The organism is Pseudomonas sp. PSKL.D1 (assembly GCF_028898945.1).
Taxonomy (GTDB): Bacteria; Pseudomonadota; Gammaproteobacteria; order Pseudomonadales; family Pseudomonadaceae; genus Aquipseudomonas.
In genome coordinates, this window is record NZ_CP118607.1 from 5,378,336 (window position 1) to 5,393,681 (window position 15,346).

Sequence of the window (15,346 nt, forward strand, 5' to 3'; positions counted from 1 at the left end):
AGGCCACCACACGCGACACTCCTCCCCGTCAAGCTGGCTTCCAGCCCAGCCAATGGCCTAGACTGCATCCATTGCCGTATTCGCATGTTTGCTCAAGGCCCCCGCATGTCCGACCCCCGCTATCAGATCGACGTCAGCGTCGTGACCCGCTACCTGAAAGACCAATCCGACCCCGAAAGCAGTCGTTTCGCCTTCGCCTACACCATCACTGTGCAAAACAACGGCTCGGTCACGGCCAAGCTGATGTCCCGCCACTGGCTGATCACCAACGGTGACGGCGAGGTTGAAGAGGTGCGCGGCGCTGGCGTCGTCGGCCAGCAGCCGACCATAGAACCCGGCCAGAGCCACACCTACAGCAGCGGCGCAGTCATCAGTACCCGTGTAGGCACCATGCAGGGCAGCTATCAGATGTTTGCCGAAGACGGTAAGCGCTTCGACGCCGAGATCGCCCCCTTCCGGCTTGCTGTGCCGGGGGCCCTGCACTGATGGCCACCTACGCCGTTGGTGACCTGCAAGGCTGCCTGCAACCGCTCAAATGCCTGCTGGAACGCGTTAAATTCAACCCGGCAGTCGATCGCCTGTGGCTGGTCGGTGACTTGGTCAACCGCGGCCCCGAGTCGCTGGAAACGCTGCGCTATCTCTATTCGATCCGTCAGTCACTGGTATGCGTACTGGGCAACCACGACCTGCACTTGCTGGCCGCCTGGCACAACGTCGAACGCCTGAAAAAAAGCGACACCCTGCGCGAAATCATCGATGCCCCCGACGCTGACCAATTGTTCGACTGGCTGCGCCATCAAAAACTGCTGCATTACGATGAGCCGCGCGGCATTGCCCTGGTACATGCCGGTATTCCGCCGCAATGGACCCTGGGTAACGCCCTGGAGTTGGCAGGCGAAGTCGAGGAAGTATTGCGCGATGACGGCCGCCTGAAGCTCTACCTTGATGGCATGTACGGCAACGAACCCAACAAGTGGAGCAAGAAGCTCAGCGGCGTCGAACGCCTGCGCGTGATCACCAACTACCTCACACGCATGCGCTTTTGCACCGCCGAAGGCAAACTCGACCTCAAGAGCAAGGAGGGCCTGGGCACCGCGCCAAAAGGCTACAAACCCTGGTTCGCCCACAAGGACCGCCGCTCACGCCATGTGAAGATCATCTTCGGGCACTGGGCAGCCCTTGAAGGGCGCGTCGACGAGCCTGGCATCATCGCCCTGGACACCGGCTGCGTATGGGGTGGCGCCATGACCCTGTACAACGTCGACAGCGGTGAATACCACCGCTGCGACTGCGCCGACGACGGCACCGTGCGCGTGCCGGCGCAACCCACTAAACTCAACGATCACCCCTGAAGGAAGCCGTACCCATGAGCGAATTCAAGCGCATCCCCCCCGAGCAGGCCCTGGCCCTGCGCGCCCAAGGTGCGGTCGTCGTCGACATTCGCGACCCACAGGCCTTCGCCGCTGGCCATATCACTGGCGCCCAACACCTCGACAACCATTCGGTTGCCGATTTCATCCGTAATGCCGACCTGGATGCCCCGACGCTGGTGGTTTGCTACCACGGCAACTCCAGCCAGAGCGCTGCTGCTTACCTGGTGGGCCAAGGCTTCTCGGACGTCTACAGCGTCGATGGCGGCTTCGAGCTGTGGCGCGCCACCTACCCTGCCGAAACCGCCCAAGGCACTGCCGAATAATTTTTTCATTTTCACTGCAGCCCGCGCTCTTAGCGGGCTCGCGCCTCACCTGACGAACGGTCGTTCATATCTTTGGCGCCGCTTCCCCTTGACCTTGCCGATTACCAACTATCCTTAAGCGCAGGCCATCCAAAAAAAGGGGAGAGCCGGTACACCGGCGTGCGGGTCATCGGTAGCGTTACAGGGTGTTCTGGGGGGTATACAGCAGCCGGCAAAAACCGGTTGCATGCCAGCATCAGCTGACTGATCCGGCGTCGTCTCCACGTATCGAGCGAGGTGACGTCATGAGTATTTTTAGCCACTTCCAACAACGCTTCGAGTCCACGCGTCAGGAAGAACTCTCGCTGCAGGAGTACCTCGAGCTGTGTAAAGAGGATCGCAGTGCCTATGCATCGGCGGCAGAACGGCTGTTACTGGCCATCGGTGAGCCGGAGCTGATCGACACCTCTACCAACTCCAGGCTGTCGCGAATTTTTTCCAACAAAGTCATACGCCGCTATCCGGCCTTTGCCGACTTCCATGGCATGGAAGAGTGCATCGACCAGATCGTGTCCTACTTCCGCCACGCCGCCCAAGGCCTGGAAGAGAAGAAACAGATCCTCTATCTGCTGGGCCCGGTGGGCGGCGGCAAGTCGTCGCTGGCCGAAAAACTCAAGCAGCTGATGGAAAAGGTGCCCTTCTACGCGATCAAGGACTCGCCGGTATTCGAGTCGCCGCTGGGCTTGTTCAACGCCACCGAAGATGGCGCCATTCTTGAAGAAGAGTACGGCATCTCGCGGCGCTACCTGAACACCATCATGTCGCCGTGGGCCACCAAACGCCTGCAGGAGTTCGGCGGGGACATCAGCAAGTTCCGCGTGGTGAAACTCTACCCTTCGATCCTGAACCAGGTTGCCATCGCCAAGACCGAGCCGGGGGACGAGAACAACCAGGACATTTCAGCCCTGGTCGGCAAGGTGGATATCCGTAAACTCGAAGAATTCCCGCAGAACGACGCCGACGCCTACAGCTACTCGGGCGCGCTGTGCCGGGCCAACCAGGGCCTGATGGAATTCGTGGAGATGTTCAAGGCGCCAATCAAGGTGCTGCACCCACTGCTGACCGCCACCCAGGAAGGCAACTACAACAGTACCGAAGGCCTGGGCGCCATCCCCTACTCCGGCATCCTGCTGGCGCACTCCAACGAATCGGAGTGGCACACCTTCCGCAACAACAAGAACAACGAGGCGTTCATTGACCGGATCTACATCGTCAAGGTGCCGTACTGCCTGCGCGTCAGCGACGAGATCAAGATCTACGACAAGCTGTTGATCAACAGCTCGCTGGCCAAGGCTCACTGCGCGCCGGATACGCTCAAGATGCTGGCCCAGTTCACCGTGCTCTCGCGCTTGAAAGAGCCGGAAAACTCCAACATCTACTCCAAAATGCGTGTTTACGACGGCGAAAACCTCAAAGACACTGACCCGAAAGCCAAGTCGATCCAGGAGTACCGCGATTCTGCGGGCGTCGATGAAGGGATGAACGGCCTGTCGACACGGTTCGCCTTCAAAATTCTCTCCAAGGTGTTCAACTTCGACCCCCATGAAGTGGCCGCCAACCCGGTACACCTGCTGTATGTGCTGGAGCAGCAAATCGAACAGGAACAGTTCCCGGCCGAGGTGCGCGAACGTTACCTGCGCTACCTGAAGGAATACCTGGCGCCGCGCTACATCGAGTTCATCGGCAAAGAGATTCAGACGGCCTACCTCGAATCCTACAGCGAGTACGGCCAGAACATTTTCGACCGCTACGTGCTTTACGCCGACTTCTGGATTCAGGACCAGGAATACCGCGACCCCGAAACCGGCGAAATCCTCAACCGCATTGCCCTGAACGAGGAGCTGGAGAAGATCGAAAAACCGGCAGGCATCAGCAACCCGAAAGACTTCCGCAACGAGATCGTCAACTTCGTGCTGCGTGCCCGTGCCAACAACAACGGCAAGAACCCGAGCTGGCTGAGTTATGAAAAGCTGCGGGTGGTGATCGAGAAGAAAATGTTCTCCAACACCGAAGACCTGCTGCCGGTCATCAGCTTCAACGCCAAGGCCAGCAAGGAGGACCAACAGAAACACAACGACTTCGTCACGCGGATGGTGGAGCGTGGCTACACCGACAAACAGGTGCGCCTGTTGTCGGAATGGTACCTGCGGGTCAGGAAATCGCAATAAAGCGGCAAGCTACACGCCGTGCGCCTCGGGCTGGCCTGTCAGCCCCAGGCGTCGGCGGCTGCTTTTACGTGCAGCTCGTAGCTTGAAGCGTGCAGCTGTTCCCAGCTACCGGAGGGACCATGAGCTACGTTATCGACCGACGCCTGAACGGCAAGAACAAGAGCACGGTTAACCGCCAGCGTTTCCTGCGGCGTTACCGTGAGCACATCAAGAAGGCCGTCGAAGAAGCCGTGAGCCGCCGCTCCATCATGGACATGGAGCATGGCGAGCAAATCAGCATTCCCGGTCGCGATATTGATGAACCGGTGCTGCACCATGGCCGTGGCGGCAAGCAGACCATCGTGCACCCAGGCAACAAGGAGTTCACTGCTGGCGAACACATCCCAAGGCCCCAGGGCGGTGGTGGTGGCGGTGGGCGCGGCAAGGCCGGCAACTCCGGCGAGGGCATGGACGATTTCGTCTTCCAGATTACCCAGGAAGAGTTCCTCGAATTCATGTTCGAAGACTTGGAACTGCCCAACCTGGTCAAACGCCACCTCACCGGCACAGACACCTTCAAAACCGTTCGTGCAGGCGTTGCCAACGAAGGCAACCCGTCACGCATCAACATTGTTCGCACCCTGCGTTCGGCACATGCGCGGCGAATCGCGCTGACCGGCAGCAGCCGGGCACTGCTGCGAGAGGCGCAAAAAGAACTCGCACGGCTTAAAGTCGAAGAGCCCGACAACTTCACGGATATCCAAGAAACAGAACAAGAGATCGAACGCCTGAAGGCGCGCATTAACCGCCTGCCCTTCCTCGACACGTTCGACCTCAAGTACAACCTGCTGATCAAACAACCCAACCCCAGCTCCAAGGCCGTGATGTTCTGCCTGATGGACGTGTCCGGCTCAATGACTCAGGCCACCAAGGACATCGCCAAGCGCTTTTTCATCCTGCTGTACCTGTTCCTGAAGCGGAACTATGACCGCATCGAAGTGGTGTTCATTCGCCATCACACCAGTGCCCGCGAGGTGGACGAGGAAGAATTCTTCTATTCCCGGGAAACCGGCGGCACCATCGTATCCAGCGCGCTCAAGCTGATGCAGGAAATCATGGCCGAACGCTACTCGGCCAGCGAATGGAACATCTACGCGGCCCAGGCCTCGGATGGTGACAACTGGAACGACGACTCGCCCATCTGCCGCGAGATCCTCTCCAAGCAGATCATGCCCCACGTGCAGTACTACACTTACGTCGAGATCACCCCGCGTGAGCATCAGGCGTTGTGGTACGAGTACGAGCGGATCGGCGAAGCCTTCCCCGACACATTCGCCCAGCAGCAGTTGGTTTCGGCCGGCGATATCTACCCGGTCTTCCGTGAACTCTTCCAGCGCAGGTTAGCCACATGACCGCCAGAGCACAGAGACGCCAACCCATTTCCATCGGGTCCGAGTGGACGTTCGAGCTGATCCAGACCTACGACCGGGAAATCAGCCGCCTGGCCGAACGTTACGCTCTGGACACCTACCCCAATCAGATCGAGGTGATCACCGCCGAGCAGATGATGGACGCCTACGCGTCCGTCGGCATGCCCTTGGGTTATCACCACTGGTCCTACGGCAAGCAGTTCCTCAGTACCGAAAAATCTTACAGCCGCGGCCAGATGGGCCTGGCCTACGAGATCGTGATCAACTCCGATCCGTGCATTGCTTACCTGATGGAAGAGAACACCATGTGCATGCAGGCACTGGTGATCGCCCATGCCTGCTATGGCCACAACAGCTTCTTCAAGGGCAACTACCTGTTCCGCACCTGGACCGACGCCAGTTCGATCATCGATTACCTTGTGTTCGCCAAACAGTACATCGCCCAATGCGAAGAACGCCATGGTATCGATGCAGTAGAAGACCTGATCGACTCTTGCCACGCCCTTATGAACTATGGCGTGGACCGTTACAAACGCCCCTACCCGATCTCCGCCGAGGAAGAGCGGCGCCGCCAGAAGGAGCGCGAAGAGCACCTGCAGCGGCAAATCAACGACCTGTGGCGCACCATCCCCAAAGGCGCGGAAAAAGGCGGCGAGCGTGATGATGCGCGCTTCCCCGCCGAACCTCAGGAAAACATTCTTTACTTCATCGAAAAAAACGCGCCACTGCTAGAACCTTGGCAGCGCGAAGTGGTGCGCATCGTGCGCAAGATAGCGCAGTACTTCTACCCGCAACGCCAGACGCAAGTGATGAACGAGGGCTGGGCTACCTTCTGGCACTACACGCTGATGAACGACCTGTATGACGAGGGGTTGATCACCGAAGGTTTCATGATGGAGTTCTTGCAGTCGCACACCAGCGTGGTCTTCCAGCCAGGCTTTGACAGCCCCTACTACAGCGGCATCAACCCCTATGCTTTAGGGTTTGCCATGTACACCGACATCCGCCGCATGTGCGAAAACCCGACCGAGGAAGATCGCCGCTGGTTCCCTGAAATTGCCGGCAGTGACTGGCTTTCTACCATCAAATTCGCCATGAGCAGCTTCAAGGACGAGAGCTTCATCCTGCAGTACCTGTCGCCTAAAGTCATGCGTGACCTCAAGCTGTTCAGCATCCTCGACGACGACCAACGTGACGATTTACTGGTACCAGCCATCCACGATGAAGCTGGCTATCGGATCATCCGCGAGCAACTGGCTGCCCAATACAACCTCGGCAACCGCGAACCCAACGTGCAAATCTGGAGCGTCGACCGCCGGGGAGACCGCTCCCTGACGCTGCGCCACCAGCAACACAACCGCAAACCGCTGGGCGACTCCACCGAGGAGGTGCTCAAGCACCTGCACCGTCTCTGGGGCTTTGATATCCATCTGGAAACCGTGCAGGGCGACCAGATCATCAAGACCCACCACATGCCACCACGCGGCGAACACGGCGAGAGTGCCGACTACGGCCGCATGGACCTGGCCGTCATTCACCACCTCTAACCGCAAAGCACCGCCGTTACTGCCGACAGGGTATCCTGTGGGCAGTAATGGAGGCTGCATATGCACATCTACAAAGTTGGCGGCGCGGTGCGCGACCGCCTGCTCGGGCGCCCGGTCAGCGATATCGACTGGCTGGTGGTTGGCGCCACTGTCGAGGAAATGCACGCCAAGGGCTTTCGCCCGGTGGGGGCTGACTTCCCGGTTTTCCTGCATCCCAAAACAGGTGAGGAGTACGCCCTGGCGCGTACCGAGCGCAAGAGCGGACGCGGTTATGGCGGGTTCACCTTCCACGCCAGCCCGGGCGTGACACTGGAAGAAGACCTGATCCGCCGCGACCTGACCATCAATGCGATGGCCGAGGATGAGCAGGGCAACGTGTACGACCCCTATCACGGGCAGCGCGACCTGACCGCACGTATTTTGCGCCACGTTTCCCCGGCATTTGCTGAAGATCCCTTGCGAGTACTGCGTGTTGCCCGCTTTGCTGCACGTTATGCGCCATTGGGTTTCAAGGTTGCCGATGAAACGTTGGCGCTGATGCGCCAGATCAGCGCTTCAGGGGAGTTGCAGGCGCTTACCGCCGAGCGGAGCTGGAAGGAAATCGAGCGGGCATTGATGGAGGCCGAACCGCAAGTGTTTGTGCAGGTGTTGCGCGCATGTGGCGCCCTGACAGACCTCATGCCAGAGCTTGCAGCTCACGAGCAGAACCTGGCTGCGTTGCAACGTGCCGCCGAACGCCAGCAGCCTTTGAACGTGCGCTGGGCATGCCTGCTGCGAGGGTTGGAACCGGCACAGATCAAAGCGCTTAACCAACGGCTCAAAGCACCTCGCGAATGCCAGGAACTGGCGTCACTGGTCGGCGAATTTGCCGACAAAGGTGACAAAGCGCTGGAACTGGATGCCGAAAGCTTGCTCGAGATGCTGCAAAAGTTCGATGTGTACCGGCGGCCGCAGCGTTTTGAGGAATTCATTGCCGCGTGCGAGATGGCGGCGCAGGGACAAAGCTATCCACAGGGCGAGTATCTGCGCGGCGCGGTAGCCATCGTCCGCGCTGTGGATGTGAAGCCACTGGTGGAGGCTGGGTTTACTGGCCAAGGGTTGGGGGCGGCACTTAGAGAGAAGCGGCTAGAAGCGCTCAAGGCTTACAAAAATGGCTGAGGCTTGCGGCCTCATCGCGGCTGAAGCCGCTCCTACAGGGATGGCATAGCTCTTGTAGGAGCGGCTTTAGCCGCGATCAGGCCGCCACAGGTTCACTCCGGGGTGAATTGCAACCCCCGCCACTCAAACGCCACGGGTGCCAGCACCTGATCGATGCTTGCCTCCTGCCACAATTGCGCCATGCTCTTCCCCGCCCCCGGGTGCACAAGCTCAGGCGCCAACAGCGACAGCGGCCACAGCACGAACGCATTCTTCAGAATCTCAGCCCTTGGCAGCACCAGCCCATTGAACGTGCCGAGCAAGTCGTCATACATCAGCACGTCGATATCCAGCGGCAAGCCCTTGCGATCTGGTGCGTAACGCCCGTTGTCAGCCTCGATGAACTTGAGCCGGCGGTCCAGCTCCATCAATGGCAGATCAGTCTTGCCGCTGACCACGAAATTGATGAATGGCCCGCTCCTGATCCCCACGGCCTGGCTCTCGAATGCCGGCGAGCACCGCATATCCGTGAGGATGGCCGCCAAGGCATCGAGCCCCGCACACAAGTGCTTGTGGCGCTCGATGTTACTGCCCAGCCCCAGGTAAACCGTGCTCAGAGACATCCGCGCTCGATCTCCACGCCAACACCGCCCCGCGCCGCTGGCACTGCGCCCGGCTTGGTCAGCTTCAACCGCACCCAAGGAATGTTGAACTCCTGCATGAGCGTCGCAACCAGGCGTTCGGCAAAGGTTTCCACCAGTTCGAACCGCGCCTGCTCGGCAAATGCCTGGATCCGTGCGGAAATCGTGGCATAGCACAGCGCCTTGCTCAGGTCGTCGTCGGCCGCCGCCGGGCGGTTGTCCCAGGCAAAACTCAGGTCCAGGCGCAGGCACTGGCGAATATCCCGTTCCCAGTCATAGGCACCGATGACGGTATCGACTTCCAGGCCTTCGATGAACACTCTGTCCAAGCACTTCTCTCCACAGCACGACAAGGGCGACTGGCGCCGTTAGAATCAGGGCGTCCTCGCCCGGAATAGTTAGCATGTTTTGGTTACTGGCGCTGCTCGCCTACCTGCTCGGCTCGCTGTCCTTCGCCATTCTTCTCAGCCGCCTTACAGGCAGCCCGGACCCGCGTTCCAGCGGCTCAGGCAATGCCGGCGCCACCAACATGCTACGCCTGGCAGGCCGTAAACTGGCGATCCTGACCCTGCTTGGCGACCTGTGCAAGGGCTTGTTGCCAGTATTGCTTGCACGTTTCGCCGGGCTAGGGCTGCAAGAGCAGGCCTGGGTTGGTGTTTGCGCAGTGCTCGGCCATTTGTTCCCTGTTTACTTCCGTTTTCAAGGTGGCAAGGGCGTGGCGACGGCAGCCGGCATGCTCATGGGGCTGTACTTCCCGGCAGCCCTGCTGGCCATCGGGGCCTGGCTGCTGACGTTCTACCTTACCCGTACCAGCTCGCTGGCTGCGTTGGTGGCCACCCCCCTGACCCTGCCATTGCTGGCGTGGCGCGAGCCGGAAGCACTGCTGCCAATCAGTGTACTCACACTGATGATCGTCTGGCGCCATCGCAACAACCTGCGCGACCTGTTTGCCGGGCGCGAGCGGCATTTCTGACGCCCACACCCGATACCGTCACACCGGCGGCAATTGCTCCATCGGCCAACGTGCCTGCACGCTGATTGCCAGATCCTGCTGCTGCCCGGCCAACAAACGCTGGCAACCGGCATAGGCGATCATCGCGCCGTTGTCGGTGCAAAATTTCGGGCGTGCGTAGTAGACGTTGCCCTTGATGCTGGCCAGCATGTCTTCCAGCGATGCACGCAGCGCCTTGTTGGCACTCACGCCCCCCGCAATGACCAGCCGCTTGAGCCCGGTCTGCTTCAGGGCGCGCTTGCACTTGATGGTCAAAGTCTCCACCACCGCCTGCTGGAACGCCAGCGACACGTCGCAACGGGTTTGCTCGTTGTCGTCGCCAGCATCGCGGCATTGCTGCCAGGTGTTGAGGGCGAAGGTCTTGAGGCCGCTAAAGCTGAACGCAAGGCCCGGGCGATCGGTCATTGGCCGCGGGAACACGAAGCGGCCAGGCACACCCCGCTCTGCCAGGCGAGCGATTTCGGGGCCACCCGGGTAGTTCAGGCCGATCAGCTTGGCAGTTTTGTCAAACGCCTCACCCGCGGCATCGTCCAGGCTCTCGCCCAGCAGTTCGTATTGGCCAATGCCATCGACGCGCACCAGCTGCGTATGGCCGCCCGACACCAACAAAGCGACGAACGGAAATTCGGGCGGGTTTTCTTCCAGCATCGGTGCCAGCAAGTGGCCTTCCATGTGGTGCACACCGATGGCCGGGATATCCCAGGCGAACGCCAGTGCCTGAGCACATGAGGCCCCCACCAGCAGCGCCCCCACCAGGCCAGGGCCCGCGGTGTAGGCGATGGCGTCGATCTCGGTGGCGACGCAGCCCGCCTCGTCCAGCACCTGGCGGATAAGTGGCAGCATGCGCTTGACGTGATCGCGCGAGGCAAGCTCGGGCACAACACCGCCAAATACGCGGTGCAGGTCGATTTGGCTGAACAGCGCGTCGGCTAACAAACCGCGCTCACTGTCGTATAATGCGACGCCGGTTTCGTCGCAGGATGTTTCCAATCCCAGTACTAGCATGGGCTCGTCCCTTGTGGGGGCTGAATTCGAAGCCGCGCATGATAGTCCCCGTGCCGGGTGCCGACCAGCGGTTTTCGATCAGAGGCTTTGCATTCCGGCGCGCCAAGGGTTAACATCCGCAACCCTTGAAAACCGACGTTCTCCAGCACACCTTTGTTTTGCCAGGAGCACGTCTACCCCGGTAATGAATTAAGGTAGCCCTGGATGCCAGCCGTCAAAGTTAAAGAGAACGAACCCTTCGACGTAGCTCTGCGTCGTTTCAAGCGCTCCTGCGAAAAAGCCGGTGTACTGGCTGAAGTTCGTAGCCGCGAGTTTTACGAGAAGCCGACCGCCGAGCGTAAGCGTAAAGCAGCTGCTGCTGTTAAGCGTCACGCCAAGAAAGTTCAGCGCGAACAGCGCCGCGCCGTTCGTCTGTACTAATACAGACGTTCTACGCAAAGCTTCTGCCCTGCCCGGCTCACCGCCGGGCCGATGGCAGATGTTTGTTTCAACCTTGAGCAGCTAGCCCAAGGCATCTACTGCACTTTGCAGCGGATAAAGCATTAAAACGTCAGATCTGGTCCTGGACCAGGCGTGCACGTCCTTACTGACGAGCCCTCGCGGCTGCCGACGAGCACATATTCCCTCGCACTTCCCCTCGCAGCATTCGCCACTAACCGGCGCGTTAGCGATTAGACTTGCCAGTTGCCAGATGACGAGACTGCCATGGCCGGGCTGATTCCACAGAGCTTCATTGACGACCTGATCAACCGCCTCGATATCATCGATGTGGTGAGTTCGCGCGTTCAGCTGAAAAAAACCGGCAAGAACTACTCCGCCTGCTGCCCGTTCCACAAGGAGAAGACCCCCTCCTTCACGGTCAGCCCCGACAAGCAGTTTTATTACTGCTTCGGCTGCGGCGCCGGCGGTAACGCGCTTGGTTTCGTCATGGACCACGACAACCTGGACTTCCCCCAGGCTGTCGAAGAACTGGCCCGCGCAGCGGGCATGGAAGTACCGCGCGAGGAGGGCCGACGCGGGCAAAAACCCCGCCAGCCAACCGACTCACCGCTCTACCCACTGCTCAATGCCGCCGCCGAGTTTTATCGGCAGGCCCTGCGCAGCCATCCCACCCGCAAGGCCGCGGTGGATTACCTAAAGGGCCGAGGCCTGTCGGGTGAAATCGCACGCGACTTCGGCTTGGGTTTCGCGCCACCAGGCTGGGACAACCTGCTCAAGCACCTCGGCGCTGACAGCCTGCAGCAAAAGGTGATGATCGACGCCGGCCTGCTGATCGAGAATGCCGAAAGCGGCAAACGCTATGACCGCTTCCGTGACCGGGTAATGTTCCCGATCCGCGACAGCCGTGGGCGCATCATCGCTTTTGGCGGCCGGGTGCTGGGCGACGACAAGCCGAAGTACCTCAACTCGCCGGAAACCCCCGTATTCCATAAGGGCCAGGAGCTTTACGGCCTTTACGAGGCACGCAAGCACAACCGCAACCTCGACGAAATCATCGTCGTCGAGGGTTACATGGATGTCATCGCTCTGGCCCAGCAAGGCCTGCGCAATGCCGTGGCCACTTTGGGCACGGCCACAAGCGAAGAACACCTCAAGCGCCTGTTCCGGGTGGTGCCCAGCGTGCTGTTCTGCTTCGACGGCGACCAGGCCGGCCGCAAGGCTGCATGGCGCGCCCTTGAATCGACACTGTCGGCCTTGCAGGATGGGCGCCGTGCACGCTTTCTGTTCCTGCCCGAAGGCGAGGACCCGGACAGCCTGGTGCGCGCCGAAGGTACCGACGCGTTCATGGCCCGCATCAACCAGCACGCCCAGCCGCTGGCCGACTATTTCTTCGAGCAACTGAGCAATGAAGCGGACCCGCGCTCGCTGGAAGGCAAGGCGCACATGGCAACCCTTGCTGCACCGTTGATCGAAAAAGTCCCGGGTGCCAACCTGCGTCAGTTAATGCGCAATCGCCTGCGCGAAATTACCGGCCTCGACCCGCAGCAAGTCGAACAACTGGCCCAGCATGCACCGGCAGCGAACAACGTGCCGGACTATGACCCCGGCTACGACTATGACGCGATGGCCAGCTACACCCCCGACTACGGCGACGTGCCGCAGCACGACTATGCCCCTGTGCACCAGGAGCAAGAGTGGAAGCCGAACAAGGGGGGCGGCAAAAAGCAGTGGAGCGACAAGCCCTGGGACAAGAACCGCAAGGGTGGCAAGCCTTGGCAGCAACGTGACGAGGCACCGCCGCGCGTTCCAGCGCCTGTGGAACCGCCAACCCTGGCTGCCCTGCGCACCTTGCTGCACCACCCGCTGCTGGCTGGCAAGGTTGACGATGCCAGCCACTTCGCCGACGAAGAGCACCTCTACAGCCAACTGCTGGTGGCGCTGATCGAAGCTGCGCAAAAGAATCCTGGGCTAAGCTCAATGCAGTTGATCGCACGCTGGCACGGCACCGAACAAGGGCGCCTGCTGCGCGCCCTGGCGGAAAAGGAATGGCTGATCGTGGCCGACAACCTTGAACAACAGTTTTTCGACACTATAACTAGCTTGACCGCCCGCCAACGCGAGCGAAGCCTGGAACAACTGCTCAGGAAATCACGTCAAAGCGAGTTGACCAGCGAGGAAAAATCGCAGCTCCTCGCCTTGCTGAGCCGGAATGTTCCCGCACAAACGCCGACCTCATCTGGCGCGTGAGGCCCATGCTCGGGTATAATCCTCGGCTTGTTTTTTGCCCGCCAAGACCTTCAGTGGATAGGGTGTTATGTCCGGAAAAGCGCAACAGCAGTCTCGTATCAAAGAGTTGATCACCCGCGGTCGTGAGCAGGGCTACCTGACTTACGCGGAGGTCAACGACCACCTGCCTGAGGATATTTCAGATCCGGAACAGGTGGAAGACATCATCCGCATGATCAACGACATGGGGATCAACGTATTCGAGAGTGCTCCGGATGCGGATGCCCTTCTGTTGGCGGAAGCCGACACCGACGAAGCCGCGGCCGAAGAAGCCGCTGCTGCGTTGGCGGCAGTTGAAACCGATATCGGCCGCACGACCGACCCGGTGCGCATGTACATGCGCGAAATGGGTACCGTCGAGCTGCTGACCCGCGAAGGCGAAATCGAAATCGCCAAGCGTATCGAGGAAGGCATTCGTGAAGTCATGGGCGCCATCGCCCACTTCCCGGGCACTGTCGATTACATCATCAGCGAATATGACCGCGTCACCACCGAGGGTGGCCGTCTGTCGGATGTTCTCAGCGGTTACATCGACCCTGACGACAACATCGCCGCCGAAACCGAAGAAGTGCCGATCCCTGGCACCAAGGCTGCCGCTGCGAAAGAAGAGTCCGACGACGACGAAGAAAGCGAAGACGGCGGTGATGACGAGGAAGAGGCCGAAAGCGGCCCGGACCCGGTTATCGCAGCCCAGCGTTTCGGTGCCGTTTCGGACCAGCTCGCCATCACCCTCAAGGTGTTGAAGAAGCACGGCCGTACTCACGCCGAAAGCATTGGCGCCATGCAAGCCCTGGCCGATCTGTTCATGCCGATCAAGCTGGTGCCAAAGCAGTTTGACGCCTTGGTAGAGCGCGTACGTGACTCGCTGGCCCGCCTGCGTCAACAAGAACGCGCCATCATGCAACTGTGCGTGCGTGACGCACGCATGCCGCGCGCCGACTTCCTGCGCCTGTTCCCGAGCAACGAAACCGACCAGACCTGGTCTGGTGACCTGGCCAAGCGCAACACCAAGTGGGCTGCCGCCCTGGGTGAAAAGGACGCCGCCATCGTCGCATGCCAGCAGAAACTGATCGACCTTGAGACCGAAACCGGCCTGACCGTTGCCGAGATCAAGGAAATCAACCGCCGCATGTCCATCGGTGAGGCCAAGGCCCGCCGCGCCAAGAAAGAAATGGTCGAGGCGAACCTGCGTCTGGTGATTTCCATCGCCAAGAAGTACACCAACCGTGGCCTGCAGTTCCTCGATCTGATTCAGGAAGGCAACATCGGCTTGATGAAGGCGGTGGACAAGTTCGAATACCGTCGCGGCTACAAGTTCTCCACGTACGCCACGTGGTGGATCCGCCAGGCAATCACCCGTTCGATCGCCGACCAGGCGCGCACCATCCGTATTCCGGTGCACATGATCGAAACGATCAACAAGCTCAACCGTATTTCCCGCCAGATGCTGCAGGAAATGGGCCGTGAACCGACCCCGGAAGAGCTGGGTGAGCGCATGGAAATGCCTGAGGACAAGATCCGCAAGGTATTGAAGATCGCCAAAGAGCCAATCTCGATGGAAACCCCGATCGGTGACGACGAAGATTCGCACCTGGGCGACTTCATCGAGGACTCGACCATGCAGTCCCCGATTGATGTGGCAACGGTCGAAAGCCTCAAGGAAGCTACCCGCGACGTGCTCTCGGGCCTGACCGCACGTGAAGCCAAAGTACTTCGCATGCGCTTCGGTATCGACATGAACACCGACCACACCCTCGAAGAGGTGGGCAAGCAGTTTGACGTGACCCGCGAGCGGATCCGTCAGATCGAAGCGAAGGCGTTGCGCAAATTGCGCCACCCGACTCGCAGCGAGCACTTGCGCTCCTTCCTCGACGAGTGATGACAAACCCCGGCCCAGGCCGGGGTTTTTCTTATGTGACAAAAGGTTGTGGCCACTCGCTACCCACCGTAGCAATTGCGCGTCTA

The 15,346-nt window shown here is 60.1% G+C and carries 14 protein-coding genes; 11 read left to right on the forward strand and 3 right to left on the reverse strand.

Annotated elements, in window-relative coordinates; translation table 11 throughout:
- Positions 1 to 105 precede the first annotated feature (105 nt).
- From apaG to PVV54_RS24225, 7 genes are all read left to right on the forward strand, one after another.
- Positions 106 to 486 (forward strand): Co2+/Mg2+ efflux protein ApaG, encoded by a 381-nt coding sequence (gene apaG, locus PVV54_RS24195; RefSeq protein ID WP_274907608.1) that lies wholly within the window; start codon positions 106 to 108, stop codon positions 484 to 486.
- A complete protein-coding gene (locus PVV54_RS24200) occupies positions 486 to 1,352 on the forward strand; it encodes a symmetrical bis(5'-nucleosyl)-tetraphosphatase (RefSeq protein WP_274907609.1) in 867 nt (288 codons plus the stop codon). The genes apaG and PVV54_RS24200 overlap by 1 nt, the downstream gene beginning before the upstream one ends.
- A 14-nt stretch (positions 1,353 to 1,366) precedes the next feature.
- Positions 1,367 to 1,696: a thiosulfate sulfurtransferase GlpE gene (glpE, locus tag PVV54_RS24205; RefSeq protein ID WP_274907610.1), complete on the forward strand. Its 330-nt coding sequence runs from the start codon at positions 1,367 to 1,369 to the stop codon at positions 1,694 to 1,696.
- A 284-nt stretch (positions 1,697 to 1,980) separates the two neighbouring features.
- Positions 1,981 to 3,903 (forward strand): PrkA family serine protein kinase, encoded by a 1,923-nt coding sequence (locus PVV54_RS24210; protein WP_274907611.1) that lies wholly within the window; start codon positions 1,981 to 1,983, stop codon positions 3,901 to 3,903.
- Between the two features lie 119 nt (positions 3,904 to 4,022).
- The gene (locus tag PVV54_RS24215; protein ID WP_274907612.1) at positions 4,023 to 5,294 is read left to right on the forward strand and encodes a YeaH/YhbH family protein; all 1,272 of its coding nucleotides are present in this window, start codon (positions 4,023 to 4,025) and stop codon (positions 5,292 to 5,294) included.
- On the forward strand, positions 5,291 to 6,859 hold the full coding sequence (locus PVV54_RS24220) for a SpoVR family protein (RefSeq protein ID WP_274907613.1): 1,569 nt from the start codon (positions 5,291 to 5,293) through the stop codon (positions 6,857 to 6,859). The genes PVV54_RS24215 and PVV54_RS24220 overlap by 4 nt, the downstream gene beginning before the upstream one ends.
- Positions 6,860 to 6,919: 60 nt before the next feature.
- Positions 6,920 to 8,017, forward strand: a complete 1,098-nt coding sequence (locus PVV54_RS24225) for a multifunctional CCA addition/repair protein (protein WP_274907614.1) — start codon at positions 6,920 to 6,922, stop codon at positions 8,015 to 8,017.
- A 92-nt stretch (positions 8,018 to 8,109) separates the two neighbouring features.
- On the opposite strand, the gene folK is transcribed toward PVV54_RS24225, so the two are convergent.
- Both folK and folB read right to left on the reverse strand, forming a co-directional pair.
- Complete coding sequence (folK, locus tag PVV54_RS24230; RefSeq protein WP_274907615.1) at positions 8,110 to 8,619, reverse strand: 2-amino-4-hydroxy-6-hydroxymethyldihydropteridine diphosphokinase; 510 nt, start codon at positions 8,617 to 8,619, stop codon at positions 8,110 to 8,112.
- Positions 8,610 to 8,966 (reverse strand): dihydroneopterin aldolase, encoded by a 357-nt coding sequence (folB, locus tag PVV54_RS24235; protein ID WP_274907616.1) that lies wholly within the window; start codon positions 8,964 to 8,966, stop codon positions 8,610 to 8,612. The genes folK and folB overlap by 10 nt, the downstream gene beginning before the upstream one ends.
- Positions 8,967 to 9,040: 74 nt before the next feature.
- Between folB and plsY the strand changes: the two genes are divergently transcribed.
- Entirely contained in the window at positions 9,041 to 9,610 is a 570-nt protein-coding gene (gene plsY, locus PVV54_RS24240; RefSeq protein ID WP_274907617.1) for a glycerol-3-phosphate 1-O-acyltransferase PlsY, read from the forward strand.
- Positions 9,611 to 9,628: 18 nt separating this feature from the next.
- Here the strand turns inward: plsY and tsaD are convergent, their stop codons facing one another.
- Positions 9,629 to 10,654, reverse strand: coding sequence for a tRNA (adenosine(37)-N6)-threonylcarbamoyltransferase complex transferase subunit TsaD (tsaD, locus tag PVV54_RS24245; RefSeq protein ID WP_274907618.1), 1,026 nt, complete (start codon positions 10,652 to 10,654; stop codon positions 9,629 to 9,631).
- A gap of 204 nt (positions 10,655 to 10,858) precedes the next feature.
- Here tsaD and rpsU point away from each other — a divergent pair, with 204 nt between their 5' ends.
- The 3 genes from rpsU to rpoD all read left to right on the forward strand — a co-directional run bounded on the left by rpsU (position 10,859) and on the right by rpoD (position 15,260).
- Complete coding sequence (gene rpsU, locus PVV54_RS24250; protein WP_003255575.1) at positions 10,859 to 11,074, forward strand: 30S ribosomal protein S21; 216 nt, start codon at positions 10,859 to 10,861, stop codon at positions 11,072 to 11,074.
- Between the two features lie 285 nt (positions 11,075 to 11,359).
- The gene (dnaG, locus tag PVV54_RS24255; RefSeq protein WP_274907619.1) at positions 11,360 to 13,342 is read left to right on the forward strand and encodes a DNA primase; all 1,983 of its coding nucleotides are present in this window, start codon (positions 11,360 to 11,362) and stop codon (positions 13,340 to 13,342) included.
- Between the two features lie 67 nt (positions 13,343 to 13,409).
- Complete coding sequence (gene rpoD, locus PVV54_RS24260) at positions 13,410 to 15,260, forward strand: RNA polymerase sigma factor RpoD (protein ID WP_274907620.1); 1,851 nt, start codon at positions 13,410 to 13,412, stop codon at positions 15,258 to 15,260.
- Positions 15,261 to 15,346: the final 86 nt, after the last annotated feature.